Annotated in this window: 16 protein-coding genes; 2 read left to right on the top strand and 14 right to left on the bottom strand. The window is 70.5% G+C overall.

The window, feature by feature from the left end:
- The 4 genes from ACO06I_RS01975 to ACO06I_RS01960 are packed head-to-tail and all read right to left on the bottom strand — an operon-like array spanning position 1 to position 6,184.
- The gene (locus ACO06I_RS01975; RefSeq protein ID WP_421930951.1) at positions 1-1,200 is read right to left on the bottom strand and encodes a class I SAM-dependent methyltransferase; all 1,200 of its coding nucleotides are present in this window, start codon (positions 1,198-1,200) and stop codon (positions 1-3) included.
- Positions 1,200-3,548: an NAD-dependent DNA ligase LigA gene (gene ligA, locus ACO06I_RS01970; protein WP_421930950.1), complete on the bottom strand. Its 2,349-nt coding sequence runs from the start codon at positions 3,546-3,548 to the stop codon at positions 1,200-1,202. The genes ACO06I_RS01975 and ligA overlap by 1 nt, the downstream gene beginning before the upstream one ends.
- Entirely contained in the window at positions 3,541-5,238 is a 1,698-nt protein-coding gene (recN, locus tag ACO06I_RS01965) for a DNA repair protein RecN (protein WP_421930949.1), read from the bottom strand. Before recN ends, ligA begins: the two co-directional genes overlap by 8 nt.
- Before the next feature lie 40 nt (positions 5,239-5,278).
- Positions 5,279-6,184 carry an outer membrane protein assembly factor BamD gene (locus ACO06I_RS01960; protein ID WP_421930948.1) on the bottom strand — a complete coding sequence of 302 codons (906 nt, stop codon included), beginning with the start codon at positions 6,182-6,184 and terminating at the stop codon, positions 5,279-5,281.
- 235 nt (positions 6,185-6,419) lie between these two features.
- Here ACO06I_RS01960 and ACO06I_RS01955 point away from each other — a divergent pair, with 235 nt between their 5' ends.
- Positions 6,420-7,577: a hypothetical protein gene (locus tag ACO06I_RS01955; RefSeq protein WP_421930947.1), complete on the top strand. Its 1,158-nt coding sequence runs from the start codon at positions 6,420-6,422 to the stop codon at positions 7,575-7,577.
- 9 nt (positions 7,578-7,586) lie between these two features.
- Here ACO06I_RS01955 and lpxC read toward each other — a convergent pair whose 3' ends face one another.
- The 7 genes from lpxC to ACO06I_RS01920 form a co-directional block, all read right to left on the bottom strand.
- Complete coding sequence (gene lpxC, locus ACO06I_RS01950; RefSeq protein WP_421930946.1) at positions 7,587-8,480, bottom strand: UDP-3-O-acyl-N-acetylglucosamine deacetylase; 894 nt, start codon at positions 8,478-8,480, stop codon at positions 7,587-7,589.
- 248 nt (positions 8,481-8,728) lie between these two features.
- Positions 8,729-10,330 (bottom strand): cell division protein FtsZ, encoded by a 1,602-nt coding sequence (gene ftsZ / locus ACO06I_RS01945; RefSeq protein WP_421930945.1) that lies wholly within the window; start codon positions 10,328-10,330, stop codon positions 8,729-8,731.
- 331 nt (positions 10,331-10,661) lie between these two features.
- Entirely contained in the window at positions 10,662-11,780 is a 1,119-nt protein-coding gene (locus ACO06I_RS01940) for an acyltransferase family protein (RefSeq protein WP_421930944.1), read from the bottom strand.
- A gap of 160 nt (positions 11,781-11,940) precedes the next feature.
- Positions 11,941-13,152 carry a cell division protein FtsA gene (gene ftsA / locus ACO06I_RS01935; RefSeq protein WP_421933588.1) on the bottom strand — a complete coding sequence of 404 codons (1,212 nt, stop codon included), beginning with the start codon at positions 13,150-13,152 and terminating at the stop codon, positions 11,941-11,943.
- Between the two features lie 134 nt (positions 13,153-13,286).
- Entirely contained in the window at positions 13,287-14,198 is a 912-nt protein-coding gene (locus tag ACO06I_RS01930; protein WP_421930943.1) for a cell division protein FtsQ/DivIB, read from the bottom strand.
- Positions 14,146-15,111 carry a D-alanine--D-alanine ligase gene (locus ACO06I_RS01925; protein ID WP_421930942.1) on the bottom strand — a complete coding sequence of 322 codons (966 nt, stop codon included), beginning with the start codon at positions 15,109-15,111 and terminating at the stop codon, positions 14,146-14,148. Before ACO06I_RS01925 ends, ACO06I_RS01930 begins: the two co-directional genes overlap by 53 nt.
- On the bottom strand, positions 15,108-16,487 hold the full coding sequence (locus tag ACO06I_RS01920) for a M20/M25/M40 family metallo-hydrolase (RefSeq protein WP_421930941.1): 1,380 nt from the start codon (positions 16,485-16,487) through the stop codon (positions 15,108-15,110). Before ACO06I_RS01920 ends, ACO06I_RS01925 begins: the two co-directional genes overlap by 4 nt.
- A 166-nt stretch (positions 16,488-16,653) precedes the next feature.
- Between ACO06I_RS01920 and ACO06I_RS01915 the strand changes: the two genes are divergently transcribed.
- Positions 16,654-16,971, top strand: a complete 318-nt coding sequence (locus tag ACO06I_RS01915) for a hypothetical protein (protein WP_421930940.1) — start codon at positions 16,654-16,656, stop codon at positions 16,969-16,971.
- An 18-nt stretch (positions 16,972-16,989) separates the two neighbouring features.
- On the opposite strand, the gene ACO06I_RS01910 is transcribed toward ACO06I_RS01915, so the two are convergent.
- Genes ACO06I_RS01910 through ACO06I_RS01900 form a run of 3 tightly spaced genes read right to left on the bottom strand, consistent with a single transcriptional unit; the run spans position 16,990 to position 18,955 of the window.
- Positions 16,990-17,304, bottom strand: a complete 315-nt coding sequence (locus ACO06I_RS01910) for a hypothetical protein (RefSeq protein ID WP_421930939.1) — start codon at positions 17,302-17,304, stop codon at positions 16,990-16,992.
- Positions 17,305-17,348: 44 nt separating this feature from the next.
- Positions 17,349-18,122: an SDR family NAD(P)-dependent oxidoreductase gene (locus tag ACO06I_RS01905; protein ID WP_421930938.1), complete on the bottom strand. Its 774-nt coding sequence runs from the start codon at positions 18,120-18,122 to the stop codon at positions 17,349-17,351.
- A 50-nt stretch (positions 18,123-18,172) separates the two neighbouring features.
- Positions 18,173-18,955, bottom strand: a complete 783-nt coding sequence (locus tag ACO06I_RS01900) for an SDR family NAD(P)-dependent oxidoreductase (protein ID WP_421930937.1) — start codon at positions 18,953-18,955, stop codon at positions 18,173-18,175.
- Between the last annotated feature and the right edge of the window lie 133 nt (positions 18,956-19,088).

Below are 19,088 nucleotides of genomic sequence, written 5' to 3'. Positions count from 1 at the left end.
TCAGGTCTTGGTGAGCCAGAACGAGGCGCCGTAGAGATCCAGCTCGTTCAGCGGGCCCTTGCACAGCAGGGCCTTGGCCTTGGCCGACAGGGCCGGGTCCTGGCCCACGAACCAGCAGGGAAACAGGATCTCGAAGCCTTCGCCCCCGAACAATAGGGCGGTGGCCAGCAGGTACTGCTCGTTCCACATCCGGTAGACGTGACCGCTGATATAGTCGTCGGGCAGGTAGATGTCGTGGATGTGCACGATCACCCCGGGCTTCAGGCGCGGCAGGATCTCGAGGAAGAAGACCGTGACGTCGGAGTTCTGAAACGCGCGGTGCGAGGAATCCAGGAACAGGATGTCGCCGGCCTCCAGGGTCTGAAACATCGCGGCGTCGCAGGTTTCCAGCGGCCGGCGGATGACCTCGTCGCACAGACGGTCGATGGTGGCGCGCGGTTCAGGATCGATGGACAGCAGGGTCGTCGAAAGCCCGTAGGTCTCCACCGCGCGCCGGGCGAACTTGGTGGACATGCCTGAGCCGATTTCCAGGAACCGCGCGGGCGCGTGGCGGCGCAACATCTGCGTGAGGGCCATGCCGTCCAGGGCGGGGAACCAACTGTTCAGCCAGAACGGCTTGGAGTCCGCATAGGAGCCGCCCAGCGGGATATCGGCCAGTTGGGGCTGGATGTCCCCAAGCTCGTCGATGAACGCCGCATAGCGATCTCGTCCCCGGCCGATCAGGTCGGACAACTCGGGATGAGGCGGGCGGCCCGCGCCATAGCGGATGGCCATCTCGTAGGGATAGTCGACGACGGTCACCTTGCGGATGGTGCGATCATCCGAGTGGGTGAGAGCCGCCAGAGGCGGCAGGACTATCGCCGCCGGATCGCGACCGACCAGGCCGTTGGCGCGGGCCAGGGCCTCGGCCGCCGAGGCCTCTTGGCCCACGTCGCGCAGGACCACGGCCAGGTCCCACCAACTGAACTGAACCTCCGGCGCCAGCTCCGTGGCGGCGCGCAGATGGGTTATCGCCGCATCGCTGCGGCCGAGCTTGTGGAGCGTGACCCCCAGCAGACGCAGCGCCGTGAGGTTCTCCGGCGCCTTGGACAGGACCCGCCGGAAGATCAGTTCGGCGAGGTTGAGCATATGGCCGCGCAGCCGCCCCTGCCCGATCCGCAGTTCCTCCTCAAGGGCCGCCTCAGGCGTCAGGCTCGGCATCAGCCCGCCACCAGGGCCAGCCACTCGTCCTCGGAGATCACCTCGATCCCAAGGTCGGTGGCGGCCTTCAGCTTGGAGCCCGCGCCGGGTCCGGCCACCACCAGGTCGGTCTTCTTCGACACCGAGCCGGAGACCTTGGCGCCCAGGGCCTCGGCCTGGGCCTTGGCCTCGTCGCGGGTCATCTTCTCCAGGGCGCCGGTGAAGACGATGGTCTTGCCGGCCACGGCGGTGTCGGTCTTCGGCTTGGCGACGGCCTGCACCTCGCGCAGTTCGGCCGCCAGCTTGGCCACCATGTCGCGATTGTGCGGCTCGCCGAAGAACTCGGCGATCATCCGGGCGGCCACGACACCGACGGCGTCCACCGTGGCCAGTTCCAGGAAGTCCTCGCCGGGCCCCTGGCGCGCGGCCTGGGTCACGGCGGCCTCGAAGGTCGCCCAGTCGCCGAACAGATCCGTCAGCGCCTGCCGCGCCCGGCTGTTGATCTTCGGGATGGAGAGCCGCAGCCGCTCGTCCATTGAGGCCTGGGCGGGGATCAGAACCTCCGGCCGCGTCAGCGCCCAGGTGATGATCGCCTCCAGGGCCGTGGGGCCGACGCCGTCCAGGGTCGAGAGCGCCAGGTAATCGGGCCCCGGCCGCTGTTCCGCGGCCGCCTGACCCGCGCGGATGAAGGCCTCGACGGTCTCGTAGTGGCGCGCGAGCGCCAGGGACGTCGTCTCGCCGATGTGGCGGATGCCCAGGCCGAAGATGAACCGGTCCAGGGGGATCTGCCGGCGCGCGTCGATCCCGGCCACCAGGTTGGCGATGCTGGTCTCGCCGTAGCCTTCGGTCCCACGCAGCTCGGTCAGACGCTCCTCGTCCCGGGCCAGCCGGAAGATGTCGGCCGGTTCGCGCATCCAGCCGCGCTCGTAGAAGGCGGTGAGCTGTTTCTCCCCCAGGCCCTCGATGTCGAAGGCGCGGCGGGACACGAAGTGGCGCAGGTGCTCGATGCGCTGGAACGGACAGGCGAACTCGCCGGTGCAACGGCGCACCACAGTCTCGGCCCCTGAGGCGGTGGTCTCCCGGGCGAGCGGCGTATGCAGCGGACAGGGGCAGTGGGTCGGGTATTCGAAGGGGACGGCGTCGGCGGGCCGTTCGGCCAGCACCGCCTCCACCACCTGCGGGATGACGTCGCCGGCCCGTTGAATGATGACGGTGTCCCCGACCCTCAGGTCCTTGCGGGCGATTTCGTCGGCGTTGTGCAGGGTGGCGTTCTCCACCACCACGCCCCCCACGGTCACGGGCCTCAGCCGCGCCACCGGCGTCACCGCCCCGGTGCGCCCCACCTGCAGGTCGATGGCCTCAAGCACCGTCCGCGCCCGTTCGGCGGGGAACTTCCGCGCGATGGCCCAGCGCGGCGTACGGGTGATGAAGCCCAGCCTCTGTTGCCAGTCCAGCCGGTCGACCTTGTAGACCACCCCGTCGATGTCGAAGGCGAGCTTGGGCCGCGCCGCCTCCATGTCGCCATAGGCAGCCAACAGGCCCTGCGCGCCCACCACCCGCCGCGACTGGGGCGTGGTCTGGAAGCCCCAGGCCTTCAGCTTGGCGAGCGCCTCCCACTGGGTGTCGGCGAAGGGTCCGCTGATCAGACCCCAGGCATAGGCGAAGAACCGCAGGGGCCGGGTCGCGGTGATCCTCGGATCGATCTGGCGCAGGGAGCCGGCGGCGGCGTTGCGCGGATTGGCATAGGTCTTCTGGCCCGCGGCCTCGGCGGCGGCGTTGAGGGCCGCGAAGCCGTCATGGCCGAGGTAGACCTCGCCCCGCACCTCGATGACGTCCGGCCAGCCCGAGCCTTTCAGACGATGGGGAATGTCGACGACGGTCTTCAGGTTCTGGGTGACGTCCTCTCCCACCCGGCCGTCGCCGCGGGTCGCCCCCTGGACGAGGACACCCTTCTCATAGCGCAGGGAGGCCGACAGCCCGTCGATCTTCGGTTCGGCCGTATAGGCGATGGGCTCGCTTCCGGCCTTCAGGAAGCGCCGCACCCGGGCGTCGAACTCCACGGCCTCCTCGTCGGAGAAGGCGTTGTCGAGGCTGAGCATGGGCACGCCGTGCTCGACCGGCGAGAACTGCTCGGCCCGGGCCGCCCCCACCCGTAGCGAGGGCGAATTCTCCCGCACCAGCTCGGGAAACCGCGCCTCGATCTCCGCGTTGCGGCGCTTCAGGGCGTCATATTCCGCGTCCGAGATCCTCGGCGCATCTTCTTGATAATAGGCGATATCGTAGCGCGCGATCTCGTCGGCGAGGGAGGTCAGCTCCTCGACGGCCTCGCCCGCCTCGAGCTCGGCGACCGGTTTGGCGGACTCAGGCATGCATCAGCGCCCGGGCGGCGGCGCGGGCCGCGTCGGTGATCTGGGCGCCGGCCAGCATGCGGGCGATCTCCTCTTCTCGATCGGCGGGCGACAGGGTCTCCACCGCCGTGCGCAGGCGGTCTCCGTCCCCGGCCTTGGCGATCCGCCAGTGGGCGTCGGCGCGGGCGGCCACCTGGGGCGAGTGTGTCACCACCAGCACCTGGGCGTCGGCGGCCAACCTCCGCAGGCGCAGACCCACGGCGTCGGCCACGGCGCCGCCAACCCCCTGGTCCACCTCGTCGAAGATCATCAGCGGCTGCACGCCCTCGGCGCGGCCGGCGAGCGCCGCCTTGAGGGCCAGGGCGAAGCGCGCCAGTTCCCCGCCCGAGGCGATGGCCCCCAGGTCGCCGAAGGGCGCGCCCGGATTGGTGGCGATCTCAAAGGCCACCCGGTCGGTCCCGGTCGGTCCGGCGCGGTCCTCGGCCAGGGTCTCGACGGCGACCCGGAAACGGGCCTTGTCCAGCTTCAGCGGCGGCAGTTCGGTCATCACCGCGGCGGCCAGGCGGTCGCCGGCGGCGCGGCGGGCGGCCGACAGCTTCTCGGCGTCGGCCAGATAGGCGGCGCGGGCCTGGGCCACGGCGGCGTCGGCGGCCTTCAGGTCGTCCTCGCTGGACTCCATGGCCCGCAACCGCTCGGCGAAGCGGACGCGCAGGGTTGGCAGTTCCTCCACCGAGACCTGCAGCTTGCGGGCCATGCCGCGCAGTTCGAAGAGGCGCTCCTCAGCCTTTTCCAGGCGGTCGGGGCGGAAGTCGAAGGCCTCGGCGGCGGCGTCCACGGCGGCCTCGGCCTCCTGGGCCTCGCCGAACACCCGGTCGATGGCGGCGCTGGCGGCGGTGAGACGGCTGACGGCGGCCCCGTCCTCGGCGGCGCCGGCCTGGACGGCGCGGGCCCGGGCATGCTCCACGGCGCGCACCGCGGCGGCCAGCTTGCCGGTCAGGCCCTCGAAGGCGGTGCGGGCGTCATTGATGTCGGTGATGGCCTTCTCCGCCGCCCCAAGGATGGCGCGCTCCTCGGCCAGGGCGGTCTCCTCCCCCTCATGGGGATCGAGGCGGTCCAGTTCGGAGAGCCGCAGGGTCAGTTCCTCGGCGTCGGCGGCGGCGCGCTCCACGGCCTCCCGCAGCGCATCGGCCCGGGCGCGGGCCTCACGCCAGGCGGTCCAGCGAGACCCCACGGCCTTGGCCAGGGGCGCCAGGGCGCCATAGGCGTCCAGCAGGGGCCGGTGGGTGCGGGCGTCCAGCAGGCCGACGGTCTCGTGCTGGCCGTGCACCTCCAGCAGGTGCTGGCCGAGCTCCTTCAGGACGCCCACGCTGGTGGCCTGATCGTTGACGAAGGCGCGGCTGCGGCCGTCGACGGAGAGGGTCCGGCGCAGCACCAGGTCCTCGTCACGGGCATAGGCCAGGCCTTTCTCCTCCAGCACCTCCCAGACCGGATGGTCCGGCGGCGGGGCGAAGACGGCCGACGCCATGGCCTGGCTGGCGCCCTGGCGCACGAGGCCCGCGTCGGCGCGCGCGCCCGTGGCCAGGCCAAGCGCGTCGAGGATGATCGACTTGCCCGCCCCGGTCTCGCCGGTAAGCGCCGTCAGGCCCGGCCCGATGGACAGGTCCAGGGCCTCGATAAGCACGACGTCGCGGATCCAAAGTCCGATCAGCATGTCGGGGAAGATCGCCCGGAATCAGACGCGCTGGAAGCGATCAGTTCGCCTTAGGTTCCTCAATCGGAGTCGACGGCGGCTTGAGGGTCGCGGTCTTGTCCTTGCGGAACGGCAGATGCGACAGCATCCCCCGCTTCTTGGCCGCCGGCTCGACCGCGGGACGCAGGCCCTTGTCGGTGAGCAGCTTGTAGGCGTCGGCGTACCAGGGATCGCCCGGATAGTTGAAGCCGAGCACCGCGCCGTTGCGCTTGGCCTCCTCGGTGAGGCCCAGGGTCAGGTAGGCCTCCACCAGGCGGTAGAGGGCCTCCGGCGCATGGGTGGTGGTCTGATAGCGGTCGATCACGGTGCGGAAGCGGCCCAGGGCGGCGATGGTGTCGCCCTGGCGCAGGTACCAGCGGCCGATGGTCATTTCCTTGCCGGCCAGCTGGTCATTGACCATGTCGATCTTCAGGCGGGCGTCGGCGGCGTATTCGGTGCGGGGATAGCGCTGCACGACCTCGCGCAGGTTCTCCAGCGCCTGGCCCGTGGCGGCCTGGTCGCGGCCCACGTCCACGATCTGCTCGAAATAACAGATGGCCTTCAGATAGTGGGCGTAGGTGGCGGCCGGATTGCCCGGATAGAGCGAGATGAAGCGGTCGGCGTCGCCGATGGCCTCGGCGTAGTTGTTGGCCTGGTAGTGGGCGTAGGCGGTCATCAGAATCGCCCGGCGCGACCACTCCGAATAGGGGTGCTGGCGCTCCACCTCTTGGAAGTAGTCGACGGCCTGGTTCCAGAGGCCACGGTCCATCCGGTCGGCGCCGGTGGCGTAGAGCAGCTCCACGGGGCGCTCTTCATAGGCCAGCTTGGGCCGCTTGGCTTTGCCGGCGCACCCGGCGAGGGCAAGGGCGACCATGCAGGCGACAAGCGCCGGGCGACCCCAGGAATTGCGAAGCAAGGACACCGTCACCTCAAAAAGACCAAATGCGCGCCCCCGCGCCGCGTGACCTTGCTTCTACACCACGCTTGGCGGGGCGCAAACGGAAGGCGGGGCGCCGGACCATTCATGACAGGGCCGCGAGCCCCGGAGATTCAACCGCCGGGGAAGCCTAGCCCGGCCAGGGCTCCGTAGGCGGCGCCCGATCGCTGTAAACCTTCGGTTTAAAGCTACACCTTATCCTGGCGTCGGAATGTGATCACGCACCATGAGCAATGCTTCGTACGGGTTCCCGACACCCTCCTCCTACGGCGTCAGGAATCTCGGAAATCTTGAGGCGACCGCCTCCACCGCCCGGGTCCTGAACCTGGTGTCGGTCGCGCGCGACTGGTCCGACACGCCCGAGTATTCGGCCCAGCCCTTCTTCCGGTCCCGGATCCTCAACACCGCCCTGTTCGTGAAGCACCGGCTGCGGCGCGACGAGGCCTATGTCCTGACCTGCGAAAACCAGATCACCACCAAGATCATCCTGCCCCTGCACCGGGAACAACTGGAGCTGGGCGGCCAGTCCGTCATGCTGGACCACCCCGGGTGGCGCGAGACCCTGGCCGAGGTCTGTGGCGAGGGCTCGGACCTGAAGCACGACGTCAACACGCTGCGCATCATGAACAAGCTGCCGTCCTTCGATCCCTTCCTGCTGCGGGAGCATCTGAGCCGGCACAAGGTGGAGGTGGCCGCCTGCTATTTCGCGATCTCCCCCGCCGACGTCGAGCGCATGCGCGCCTTCGTGGGCGCCGAGGTCACCGAGCTGATCACCCTGGCCTTCGGGGACGTGGGCGCCAGCGATCCGGAGCAGACCACCAGGCTGGTGAGCGCCCTGCTCTCGACCCGGATCGATTCGAAGCTCGAGCCGCTGCGCCTCACCTTCGGCATGACCCCCTCGGCCTTCAGCGAGGGCGTCTTCAGCTGGAAGGGCTTCCTCTATTACAAGTGGTCGATGGAGGACCTGCGGCCGCGCATTCGCGACACCCTGGTGGAACTGGGGGAGTTGAAGCTGCACAGGCCGTGCGAGCCGGACTCAGTCACCTATGTCAACGAGGCCCGCGTCCGGATCCGCCGCGCCGTCGGGCGCGCCTATTCGGCGGTCAACCGGGCCATGGGGGTCTATGACGACGCCTTCCGCGACCTGACGGTCAACGGCAATCCCAAGGCGTTTCGCGAATTCCTGATCAGCGCCCCGGACATGTTCCTCGCCCTGGGCGAGACCATGGGCGCCCTGTCGCACATCGCCAGCTTCTGGCGGTTCCGGTTCCCGGAGGGCGCGAGGATCGAGGCGTCGGGGGAAGAGGCGCACGAAATCCTGCGCGACTTCGAAATCGGACTGGGCGAGCGGGGCGGACCCGCGGCGGGCAGTTTCGCCGCCTAGCCTAGCGGCTCAGACGGCCTGGGCCAGGTTGTCCACCAGGCTGCGATAGCGCCAAGCGTTGGGGCGGGCCACCAGGGCGCGGACGACGGCGTTGTTGATCCCGTGGCCAGCCAACACACCCTCGAAGCGGCCGAGCACCGGGGCGCCGAGCACGAAGAGATCGCCGATGGCGTCCAGGGCCTTGTGGCGCACGAACTCGTCCGGACGGCGCAGGCCCTCCGGATTGAGGATGCGGTCGCCCTCGATGACGACGGCGTTCTCCATCGAGCCGCCGCGGGCCAGGCCCATGGCGCGCAGGGCCTCGACCTCGTGCAGGAAGCCGAAGGTGCGGCAGTTGGCCAGTTCGCTGCGGAAGGCCCGCTCGTCCATCGGCAGGTCCACCCGCTGACGGCCGATGGCCTTGGAGTCGAAGGCGATCTCGAAGGCCACCTCGAACCGGTCGGCCGGGCTGAGGGTCGCGCGCTTGTCGCCCTCCGCCACCTCGACGGTCTCCAGGATCTCGATATAGCGGCGCGGGGCGTCCTGGCCCCGGCGGCCGGCGCGGTCGAGGATCTCGATGAAGGGCTGCGACGAGCCGTCCATGATCGGCATCTCGGGCCCGTCCAGCTCGACGACGGCGTTGTCGATGTTCAGCATCACCAGGGCGGCCATCAGGTGCTCGATGGTGGCCACGGTGACGTCGGCGGCGTTGGTGATCACGGTGCCCAGCTGGGTCTTGCAGACCGCCTCGGCCGTCACCGGCACCCGGTTGTCGCGATCGGTCACGTCGGTGCGGACGAAGACGACGCCGGTATTGGCGGCCGCCGGACGAACCGCGACCCGGGTGTGGGCGCCGGTGTGCACGCCGACGCCGGCGAAGATCGCCGGGCCCTGCAGGGTGTGTTGAAACGCAGATGCGGCCAAGACCGGAACCCTTCGTGCTTCGCAGGCGGCCAAGACGGCCACGATACGCCAGAGATGCCCGATTAAGGGCTATGCTGCAGCGCCGCAAGACACGTCCTGTTTCCGAATGTTTCGAATCGGGGCGTCGAGAATTGTCAGTCGATTCAAATGGTAAGCGCCCTCGCCTGAGGCGCGAAACCGGGACCTGAAACGCAACATGGCCGGGCGTGAGCCCGGCCATGCGCCAGTTCTGAAGCTTGAGCCTGAGCCTAGTTGGCGAGGCGACGGAGGAAGGACGGGATTTCCAGGTCTTCCTGGCTGTCGGCCTGCTCCTGCGGGGCCGGCGCCTCGGCGGGCTGGGCGCCGCCGCGCGCCGCGGGACGGGCCGCCGGCGCGGGCGCCGGGGCGTCGTAGCGGGGACGGCTGCCGAACAGGCTCAGAAAGCCGCCGCTGCGTTGCGGACGACGGTCCTCGAAGGCCGCGTCGGTGAACAGGGGCTCGTCCTCCTCGTCGGCCACCGACGGATCGACGATCCGGGTCATGGGCGGCGGGGTGGCGGGCTGGGGCGCCGCGGCCTGGATGATCTGGGGCTCGACGCGGGGGGCCGGAGCCGGGGCCGGGGCGGCGTACAGATCGCCCTGGGCCTCGGCCTCCTCGTCCAGATAGGCGGCGGGCGCGGGGGTCGGGGCGGGCGCCGGCGCCGTGGCGGCCGGAGCGCGATAGGCCGGAGCCTCCTGGCGCGGGGCCTCGTAACGCGGCGCGGGCGCCTGGGCGGCCGGGGTGGCGTAGATCGACCGCACCGGTTCGACCGGGGCCGGCTGCGGCGCGTAGGACTGCTCGGTGGCGCGCAGCGGGGGCGCGGTCAGCGGGCGGCGTTCCATCTTCGGCTCGATCGCCGCGATGGAGGCTCCGTCCATACCCGTGGCCACGACGGACACGCGGATCATGCCCTCCAGGCTCGGGTCGAAGGCCGCGCCGAAGATGATGTTGCCCTCGGGGTCGACCTGCTCGGAGATGGCGTTGGCCGCCTCGTCGACTTCCAGCAGGGTCATGTCCAGGCCGCCGGTCACGTTGACCAGCACGGCCTTGGCGCCCTTCAGCGAGACCTCGTCCAGCAGCGGGTTCTGGATCGCGTTCTGGGCGGCCATCAGGGCGCGGTCCTCGCCGGACGCCTCCCCGGTGCCCATCATCGCCTTGCCCATCTCGGTCATGACCGTGCGGACGTCGGCGAAGTCGAGGTTGATCAGGCCGGGCAACACCATCAGGTCGGTGATGGAGCGCACGCCGGAGTGCAGGACCTGGTCGGCCATGCCGAAGGCCTCGGCGAAGGTGGTCCGCTCGTTGGCGACCCGGAACAGGTTCTGGTTCGGAATGACGATCAGGGTGTCGACATAGCGCTGCAGTTCGCTGATGCCGGCGTCGGCCAGCCGCATGCGGTGACGGCCCTCGAAGTGGAAGGGCTTGGTGACCACACCGACGGTCAGGATGCCGCGCTCACGGGCGCACTTGGCGATGATCGGGGCGGCGCCGGTGCCGGTGCCCCCGCCCATGCCGGCGGTAATGAAGACCATGTGGGCGCCGTCGAGGTGCTCACCGATCTCCGGAATGGATTCCTCGGCGGCGCTCATGCCGACTTCCGGGTGCGCCCCGGCCCCGAGGCCCTGGGTCACCTGCACGCCGAGCTGAATGCGACGGTCGGTCTTGGAGAACGAGAGTTGCTGGGCGTCGGTGTTGGCGACCACGAACTCGACGCCCTCGAGGCCCGCCTCGATCATGTTGTTGACGGCGTTGCCGCCTGCCCCACCGATGCCGAACACAACGATGCGCGGCTTCAATTCAGTCGCGCGCGGCGCGGAAAGTGCAATAGCCATTGGGACCTCTACGTCCTCCGTCAGTCATTCGTGGGAGACGAGGCGACCCGCCCGCCAGGCTCCCGCGACGGATGGCGTTAAGGAAACGCCTACCATCGTTAATTGGCGGTTAACTGCATAAGGCGAGTCGGAGGTCCGTCGAGGCGCCAACCGTGCAAAATTTGTTGGCGCATAAGGCTTAGGTGAGATTCACGACCGCCAACTGCGACACCCTGACTCACAGATTTCGTCAAGCCGCTGAACATATTCAAGGAACAGGTTGGCGACTCAACTGAGTCGATTGTGAGTCGACGGGCGCCGACTCAGTCGATCCGCGTCACCTGCCCCCGCGTCATGCCGAGGGCAGGCCGGCCGGCCCAAGTTTCGGCCCCGCGGGCTTGAGCCGATTCTTCAGCACCCGGGCCACGCCGCGCTGCATCGGCTGGTCCACCCAGCGGTCGAAAAGGGTGGCGACCACCAGGGCGGCCGGGAGGGCGCAGGCCCAGAAGGCCCACTGCTCCCAGGCCGGCGGATGCAGTCGGCCCACCAGGGCGCGCTCGGCGTTGAACCACAGGATGCCCACCAGGATGTGGGTGATGTAGAGGGCGAAGGAGATCCGGGCGGCCCGGGCGGCGAGGTCGGCGCCCCAGGTCATCCGCATCTGCCCGCAGGCGGCGATGGTCAGCCCCAGCAGGGCCACGCTCAGCAGGTCGAAGCGACCCAGCGCCTGCAGCAGGGCGGCCGCGGTCCCGGCGGCCAGGGTCAGGCCGGCCGCCCACTCGGCTCGCGGCCAGCCGCACTCGGCGGCGCGGGCCACGCACATCCCGAACACGAACATCGGCAAGGCGCGGATGACGCCCAGGTTGAAGTGCAGGTCGTAGATCGTCTGGCCATAGGCGCGGCGGACGGCCAGATCGGCGAGCCAGATCAGGCCCATGCCCCCCAGGAACAGAAACAGGCCGTCCCCGACCCCGCGCAGGCGGCGCCAGACGGTGGGAAAGGCCGCGTAGCAGATCACTAGGGCCGAGAGGGTCCAGGTTGGCAGGTTCCAGCCGCCGCCGTGGCCCGACCAGGCATGGATCAGGAGGGCCTGAGCGGGAAGCTCGCCCCACTGGAAGGCCTCCGGCTGAGCGGGCGGGCGGCCGGCCAGGCCGGCGGCGAAGATCACCGCGGCGAAGGCGGTCAGCATCGCCAGGTGGGCCGGCCAGATCCGCAGCACCCGGCGCAGCAGGAAGTGCTCGTCGCTGATGGCGCTGGCGGCGACCTGCCGGCCATAGGCCCGACCCAGGACATAGCCCGACAGGATCAGGAACAGGTCGGTGACCAGATAGCCCCGCAGGAAGATCGGGCTGAGCTGAGACAGGGGAAAGGGTCCCTCGCTCTGGTAGTGGTAGAGCACCACCAGGCCGGCGGCCGCGAACCGCAGGAAATCCAGGGCGACGCTGCGGCCTGTCTCATTTTTGACAGGCATCGTGCCAGAAGGAGAGGGTTCTGGGTTGAGTGACAAGGTCGACGCCGCCTCTGTGTTGCAATCGCCGTCAGCGTCGCAAGAAGCGCTCCATCCTGCGGCGCCGCGGGATGGGATCGATCAGGTCAAAGGCGGCGCGCCAGGGCGCCGCCAGGCGTTGCGGTCAGAGGTTCTCGCGCAGCCAGGCGGCGGCCTTGGCCACGGGGTTGGCCCCCGGGTCCAGGGGCTCGCGCCGCAGCTTGGCCGAGGCCAGGGCCTTGGCCGAGACCGCCTCGCGGGGGCCGAAGGCGTGACGGTGCAGAACGCCGGCCGCCGCGCAGAAGGCGGGACCGGAGGCGGCGTCGGCCAGGTGCGGCACGCGACGCGGCCGGCCCAGCCGCACCGGGCGGTCGAACACACGAACGGCCACTTCGCGGACGCCGGCCAGCTGGCTGGCGCCGCCGGTCAGGACCAGGCCCGCGCCGGGCTCGACGGGGGCCCCCGAGGCCTTCAGGCGGTCGCGCAGCAGTTCCAGGGTCTCTTCAACGCGCGGGGCGATGATGCCCTTGAGCAGGGAGCGCGGGGCGATGACGGGGCCTGCGCCGGGATCGTCGCCGCGCGGCGGCGCCTCGATCATCTCGCGGTCCTCGTTGGCCGAAGCGATGGCCGAGCCGTGCAGGGTCTTGATCCGCTCGGCGCCGGCGATGGAGGTCGACAGGCCCCGCGCGATATCGGCGGTCACGTGGCTGCCGCCCACCGGCAGGGTCTCGACGTGGACCAGGCTGCCGCCGGAGAACACCGCCGCCGAGGTCGAGCCGCCGCCCATGTCGATGCAGACCGCCCCCAGGTCCATCTCGTCCTCCTCCAGGGCGGCGAGGGCCGAGACGAAGGGGGCGGCGACCACGCCGTCGAATTGCAGGTGCGCCCGCTCCACGCAGGCGCCCAGGGTCTGGAAGACGGCCTCGGACACCGAGACCACCAGCAGCTCCACGCCGAGCGCGCGGCCGAACATGGCGCGCGGATCGCGGATGCCGGACTGACCGTCCACGCTCCAGGCGACCGGCAGGATGTGGGCCGCGCGGCGGCCGGGCAGCTTGATCTGGGCCAGGGCGGCCTGGATGGCGCGCACCAGGTCGTTGTCGGAGATGGCGCGGGCCCCGAGCGACACGCGACCGGAGATGCGATGGCTGGTGAGCTGGCCGCCGCCGGTGGCGACGGTGACGCCCTGGACCTGGACGCCGGCCACGTTCTCGGCCCGCTCCACGGCCTGGGCGATGGCGTCGGACGCCTCGTCCAGATTGACGATCGCCCCGCCGCGCACGCCGCGCGACTGGACATAGCCGACACCGGCCGCCGTCAGGGTGCGGTCGGACCGGCGCACGCCGTCATGCTTCATGATGAAGCAGCTCACCTTGGACGCGCCAAGGTCCACCGCGGCGATCACCGGCTGGCGGCCAAGCGCGGCCTTCAGCCCCTCGCGGCTCTCCTTGCGGTCCTCAACACGGGTCGCCAACTGGTCTGCCCTCTTCCTCAAACGCCGTTCGCGACGAGTTGCCCGGGAAGGGCCCCGTCGCGCGGCCGCACCGCCACCACGCTCGGATCACGCAGATCGATCCGCTCGAAACCCAGTTCCAGGATGCGCTGGCTCTGATCCAGCTGCTCCAGTTTTATCAGGGCGCCGTCCTCGTCCACCGCCGGCAATTGCACCAGCGATCCGTCCTTCAGCCGCAGGTCCCAGCGGCGGTTGTCCACCCGCACCAGGGCCTCGATCCGCTCCATCAGCCGCGGTCGCGCGGCCACCTCGGGCAGGATCTCGGCGGCGTATTCATTGGCCCCCTCGCCGACGATCAGCGGCAGGCTGGGGAACTTGTCGGACCGGGCCTCGGGGATGATCTTCCCGTGGTCGTCGATCACGTGGCTCTGGCCGTTGTGCTGCCAGACGGCGAGCTGCTTGCGCTCCACCACCGCCAGGACCAGCGTGTCGGGCAGCAGGCGGATGACGCGGGCTTCCTTGACCCAGCCCACGGCCTCGATGCGCTGGCGCAGCTGCTCGAGGTCCAGGCCCAGCATCGGCTGGTCCTTGTAGACCCCGGCGGCGGCCAGGATGTCGGCGGTGGCCATGGGCGAGGCGCCCTGGACGTGCACGGCGTTGAGGCGGAAGCCGAGATGGGCGAACTGGCCGCCCACCGCGCCGTTGATGGCCTGGGACAGCTTGTGGGCGCGGTCGCCGGTGGCCAGGGTCGCGATCAGGGCGATGGCCAGGACGCCGCCGGCGCCGATCAGCGCGTGTTGCGGCGAGAGGCCGACGCCGCGGGCGGCGCCCAGCTTCGCGGGGGCGTACCCCGCAGGCGCCTTGGCCTGGGAGCGAGACTTGGAGCCAGCGGGCTTTCTAGCCCGGGGTTTCGCCGAAACTCGCGATCCCCCCCGCAGCGCCGCGGGCATAAGCGTCCTCCGTGATCCAAAGCACCAGGTTGTCAAAGTCCACGCCCTTCAGCGCCGCTTGCTCGGGGACGAGCGAAGTCGGCGTCATGCCGGGCTGGGTGTTGACCTCTAGAAGGACCAGAATGTCGTTAATGTCGTCATAACGAAGGTCGGATCGGGTAACCCCGCGACAACCAAGCGCAGCATGGGCGCGCTCGGCCAGGGCCATGGCTTTTTCCAAGACAGGCAAGGGAATTTGCGCCGGCAGGATGTGCTCGGAGCCCCCCTCCCCGTACTTGGCCTCGTAGTCATAAAAACCCGATCTGGGGACAATGTCGGTGACGGTCAGGGCCTTGCCGTCCATCACCGCCACGGCGAGCTCCTTGCCGCGGATATAGGGCTCGATCATCACCTCTTCGCCGAAGGTCCATTCCGGCGCGACGATCTCCTGCGGCGGCCGATTGGCGCCGTCCAGGACGATATAGACTCCCACGGAGGACCCCTCAGCGTTGGGTTTCACCACATAGGGTGGCGCCATCACGTGGCCGGCGGCGGCCTCGAAGCGGTTGAACAGCCCCCCGCCCGGCACCGTAACTCCGGCGGCGGCCAGCACCGCCTTGGACTTGGCCTTGTCCATGGCCAGGGCCGAAGCCAAGACGCCCGAGTGGGTGTAGGGCAGGTCCAGGGTCTCCAGCACCCCCTGGACGCAGCCGTCCTCCCCCCACTCACCGTGCAGGGCGTTGAAGCAGACGTCGGGCTTCAGCTTGGCCAGCACCTGGGCCAGGTCGCGGCCGGCGTCGACGCGGGTGACCTTGGCGCCGAGCCGTTCCAAGGCGTCGCCGCACTCGCGACCGGAGACCAGGCTGACATCGCGTTCGGAGGACAGGCCGCCCAGCAGCAGGGCGACATGGTGGCCGGAAAGGGGTTGGCTCACTTGGCCTCCGAGGCGAGCTTGCGGAAATCGATGTCGCTGTCGGCGACGGTGTAGAGGAAGGCGGTCCAGACCGCGACGTTCTGGGCCAGCTCCTGGGGATCGACCTTGTCCAGGGTGTCGTCGGCCGAGTGGTGCAGGTCGAAATAGCGGCTGGCGTCCTGGTGCAGGTCCACCACCGGCGCCCCCAATCGGACCATGGGGCCGACGTCAGAGCCGCCGAAGCGGCTGGGGTCGCCGGTGACGATCACCTTCAGGGGCGCGACCGCCTTGGCGAAGGCCTTCATCTCGGGCGCGGCGGCGCTTCCCTTGGGCAGGTCCGCCTGCCAGACCGGGCCCGCCCCCTCGTCGCTCTCGCCCACCAGCACGATCTTGCCGATCTCGTCCTTGTGGGCCGCGGCATAGGCCGTGCCGCTGCCGCCCTGCTCCTCGGAGCCGAACATCACCACGCGGATGGTGCGGCGCGGGCCCTTGGGCAGGCTGGCGATGACCTTGGCGGCGCCGGTCATGATGGCCACACCGGCGCCGTCGTCGACGGCCCCCGTGCCCGGGTCCCAGCTGTCCAGGTGGCCGCCGATCACCAGCACCTCGTCGGGCTTCTCGCGGCCGAGGATCTCGCCGGAGATGTTCCAGGCCGTGGCCTTGGGATCGAAGCTGGAGGCCATGTCCAGGCGGATGCGGATCGGCCGGCCGCGGGCGGCCATGTGGTCCAGGAGCTCGGCGTCGACGGTGGACAGGGCCGCGGCCGGGATGCCCGCCGGCGACGCCCCGCCGGTGTGCGGCAGGCGGGTGTCGTCGGTGGAGAGCGAGCGGGTCAGGTAGGCCACCGCCCCGCGCTTGGCGGCCTCGACGGGGCCGGAGGTGCGCTGGGCGTTGATGGCGCCGTAGCCCGAGCCGTCCTGGGTGCGGGTCATCTTCTGGGTGACCACGGCGATCTTGCCGTTCAGGGCGCCGGGGGGCTGGGCCAACAGGTCGGCATAGGTGGAGAAGACCACGATCTCGGCCTCCAGCCCGCCCGCCGGGGTGGGCGAGGAGCCCCCGAGACCCAGGATGTGCAGGGGCTGCGGATAGGGCGAGACGACCGAGGCGCTCTCGGCCCCGCGGGACCAGGCGCCAGTCTGGAAGGTCTCCACCTTCACGTTGGAGAAGCCCAGGCGCTGGAAGGTGGCGACGCTCCAGTCCTTGGCCCGGGCCATGGCCGGCGAGCCGACCGGGCGGCCGCCGACCTCGGTGGTCAGGCTCTCCAGGACGTCCCAGGCGGTGGGGTCGGACAGGGCCTTGTCGCGCAGGCTCGCGGCGGTGGCGGCGAGGTCGGCGGCCTGGGCCGGGAGGGCCGTGAGCAGGGCGGCGCAGGCGGCCGCGGTCAGCAGGGTTTTCATGTCTCGGCGGTGCGACAGGTGGGGCGGAGAGTCAAGCCGGGCGCCGCGTTTCACCTGTCGGTCGTCGCGGATGGAGGACAAGGCCCTTCACAGGCCCCGCACGCGCCGCGAGGTGTTGCGGCGCAAGGTGTCGGGGACTTCGCGGGCGGCCGACGGGGGCCGACATGTGACCGTCGAGGTCTCGCGGGGTCAGCAGTCGGAGCCGACCCAGCAGAAGGAATTCTCCGGCCCGCGCAGCCAGCCGCCGGGACCCCTGGCAGGCGCCAGCCGCACCCAATGGACGAAATGGCGGGCGGTCGGTGGGATCGCCCTCCCAGTCGATGACAGGCGCGCCGTCGCCGTCGAGCCGCACCCACAGCTTCTGGCCCCGGCGCCAGAGGGCGACGAGGTTCTGCTCCGGGTCGGCCTCGGCTGCGGCCGGCCGCAGCGGGTCGCCGCCCACATCGGGGCCGTAGAACAGGTAGACGACATCCCCGGGCGATAGGCCCCCGCCCCCCGGCGCTCACCAGGCCGCGGTGGGGACGTAGGTGGTCTGGCGGGCGATGATGTCGGCCGGCTCCCCCGCCCGCACCCGGCCCACCATCGGCGCGGAGTCGTCGGGACGGGCCCGCAGATCGTGAGGCGCCGCCGCGGTGGCGCGCAGGTGGACGGGAAAGACTTCACAGTCGTCCCCATCCTCGCCGCCACACAGGGGGCCGGTCACCACCCGCGGCGGCGGCGGCGCGTCGGGCGACATCTGAGGGCGAACGGGCCCGGCGGCGGCGGCCGAGGTCGCCAGGCAGCCAGTGAGCGCCAGCGCCTTGAGCGGGAATTTCATCCCTCAAGGGTGCGGCGGCGGTCCGCCAGGGTCAAGCTCGCCCCCTACCGCGTCTGGCCGCCGTCCACGGGCACCACGGCGCCGGTGACGAAGCTGGCGAGCGGGCTCATCAGGAAGGCGGCGACGGCGCCGATCTCGGCGGGCGTGCCGAAGCGCTGCAGGGGGACCTCGCGGTCGATCCAGCGCTTCCAGGCCGCGGCGCGGGGGCCGTTGGCGCGGTTCTCCCAGTCGCCGCCCGGGAAGACGATATTGCCCGGCGCGATGGCGTTGACCCGCACGCCGCTGGCGCCGGCGATGCGGGCCAGCTCCTTGGTGAGGTGGTTCATGGCGGCCTTCGACGTGCCGTAGGTGAGCGGGGTTCCCAGCGCGCCGAGGCCGGCGATGGAGCTGATCAGCAGCACCGAGCCCTCCCCGCGCGGCGTCATCCGCCGCAGGGCGGCCCGCGACAGGCGCCAGGCGGAGTCCAGGTTCTGGCTGAATCCTGCGTCCCAGGTCTCGTCGTCCACCTCGAAGCCGGGGGGACAGGGGTGCAGGCCGACATTGGCCACGGCGCCGAAGATGGGACCGAACTCGTCCTCGGCCCGGGCCACGGCGGCCTCGATGACCGCGGTGTCGCGCATGTCGCCGGCGATGGCGATCAGGCGGTCCTGGCCGTGGATCGCCGCCAGGCGGGCGCGGGTGGCCTCCAACTCGTCGGCCCCGCGGGCGGTGATCACCAGCCGGGCGCCGTCGGCCAGGCAGGCCTCGACGATGCCCAGGCCGATGCCGCGGCTGCCGCCGGCGATGAAGATGACCTTGCCGTCCAGTCCGAGATTCATGTCGCGGGGTTCCTTGTTGTTCGCCGGTCCGACGGGGTCTTAGCGCGGTTTCAGCGTGGGGCCATGCGGATGGCGCCGTCGAGGCGGACGTCCTCGCCGTTGAAATAGCCGTTGACGATCATGGTCTCGGCGAGCTGGGCGTATTCCTCGGGCTGTCCCAGGCGCTTGGGGAACGGGACCTGGGCGGCGAGGCCCGCCTTCACCGCCTCGCTGGCCCGCTGCAGCAGCGGGGTGTCGAAGATGCCGGGCAGGATGGTGTTGACCCGAATGGCCTCGCTGGAGAGGTCGCGGGCGATGGTCAGCGTCATGCCGACGATGCCGGCCTTCGACGCGGTATAGGCCGCCTGGCCGATCTGGCCGTCCTCGGCCGCCACCGAGGCGGTGTTGACGATGGCGCCGCGGTCGCCGTCGGGCAGGACGTCGAGGGTCAGCATGCCGGCCGCCGACTTGGTGATGCAGCGGAAGGTTCCGATCAGGTTGATCTGGACGATGCGCTCGAAGTTCTCCAGCGGGTACTCCTTGATCGCCCCGGTCTCGCGGTCGCGGGACACTGTCTTCACCGAGCCGCCGACCCCGGCGCAGTTCACCAGGATGCGCTCCTGGCCGATGGCCGCGCGCGCCTTGGCGAAGGCTAGGTCCACCTCCTCGCTGGAGGTGACATTGACCTTGCAGAAGACGCCGCCGAGTTCCTTGGCCAGGGCCTCGCCCAGTTCCTCATTGAGGTCGAAGAGGGCCACCTTGACCCCGTGGGCGGCCAGGCGCCGCGCGGTGGCCGCGCCGAGACCGGAGGCGCCGCCGGTGATGACGGCCGAGATGCTGGAGTCGAGTTTCATGGGGTGGGCCTTTCGTAAGCGGTGACTTGGGAACGCCAGGGGGTCGGGGCGCGAACCCCCAACACGTCATCCCGGGCGACCCGCAGGGGAGACCCGGGACCCAGGGGGATTGATCACGGCCCCTGGGTCCCGG

The organism is Phenylobacterium sp. (assembly GCF_965229015.1).
Taxonomy (GTDB): domain Bacteria; phylum Pseudomonadota; class Alphaproteobacteria; order Caulobacterales; family Caulobacteraceae; genus Phenylobacterium.
Note: the sequence above shows the minus strand (reverse complement) of the source record. Positions and strands in the feature narration are given on the sequence as shown.

What these genes read in the sequence shown, in the direction of transcription:
- ACO06I_RS01975 (WP_421930951.1), bottom strand. Translation starts at nt 1,200, where the DNA reads ATGCCGAGCCTGACGCCTGAGGCGGCCCTTGAGGAGGAACTGCGGATC.
- ACO06I_RS01955 (WP_421930947.1), top strand. Translation starts at nt 6,420, where the DNA reads ATGAGCAATGCTTCGTACGGGTTCCCGACACCCTCCTCCTACGGCGTC.
- ACO06I_RS01910 (WP_421930939.1), bottom strand. Translation starts at nt 17,304, where the DNA reads ATGAAATTCCCGCTCAAGGCGCTGGCGCTCACTGGCTGCCTGGCGACC.
- ACO06I_RS01900 (WP_421930937.1), bottom strand. Translation starts at nt 18,955, where the DNA reads ATGAAACTCGACTCCAGCATCTCGGCCGTCATCACCGGCGGCGCCTCC.
- ACO06I_RS01930 (WP_421930943.1), bottom strand. Translation starts at nt 14,198, where the DNA reads ATGCCCGCGGCGCTGCGGGGGGGATCGCGAGTTTCGGCGAAACCCCGG.
- recN (WP_421930949.1), bottom strand. Translation starts at nt 5,238, where the DNA reads ATGCTGATCGGACTTTGGATCCGCGACGTCGTGCTTATCGAGGCCCTG.
- ACO06I_RS01920 (WP_421930941.1), bottom strand. Translation starts at nt 16,487, where the DNA reads ATGAAAACCCTGCTGACCGCGGCCGCCTGCGCCGCCCTGCTCACGGCC.
- ligA (WP_421930950.1), bottom strand. Translation starts at nt 3,548, where the DNA reads ATGCCTGAGTCCGCCAAACCGGTCGCCGAGCTCGAGGCGGGCGAGGCC.
- ACO06I_RS01940 (WP_421930944.1), bottom strand. Translation starts at nt 11,780, where the DNA reads ATGCCTGTCAAAAATGAGACAGGCCGCAGCGTCGCCCTGGATTTCCTG.
- ACO06I_RS01905 (WP_421930938.1), bottom strand. Translation starts at nt 18,122, where the DNA reads ATGAATCTCGGACTGGACGGCAAGGTCATCTTCATCGCCGGCGGCAGC.
- ftsA (WP_421933588.1), bottom strand. Translation starts at nt 13,152, where the DNA reads ATGAAGCATGACGGCGTGCGCCGGTCCGACCGCACCCTGACGGCGGCC.
- ftsZ (WP_421930945.1), bottom strand. Translation starts at nt 10,330, where the DNA reads ATGGCTATTGCACTTTCCGCGCCGCGCGCGACTGAATTGAAGCCGCGC.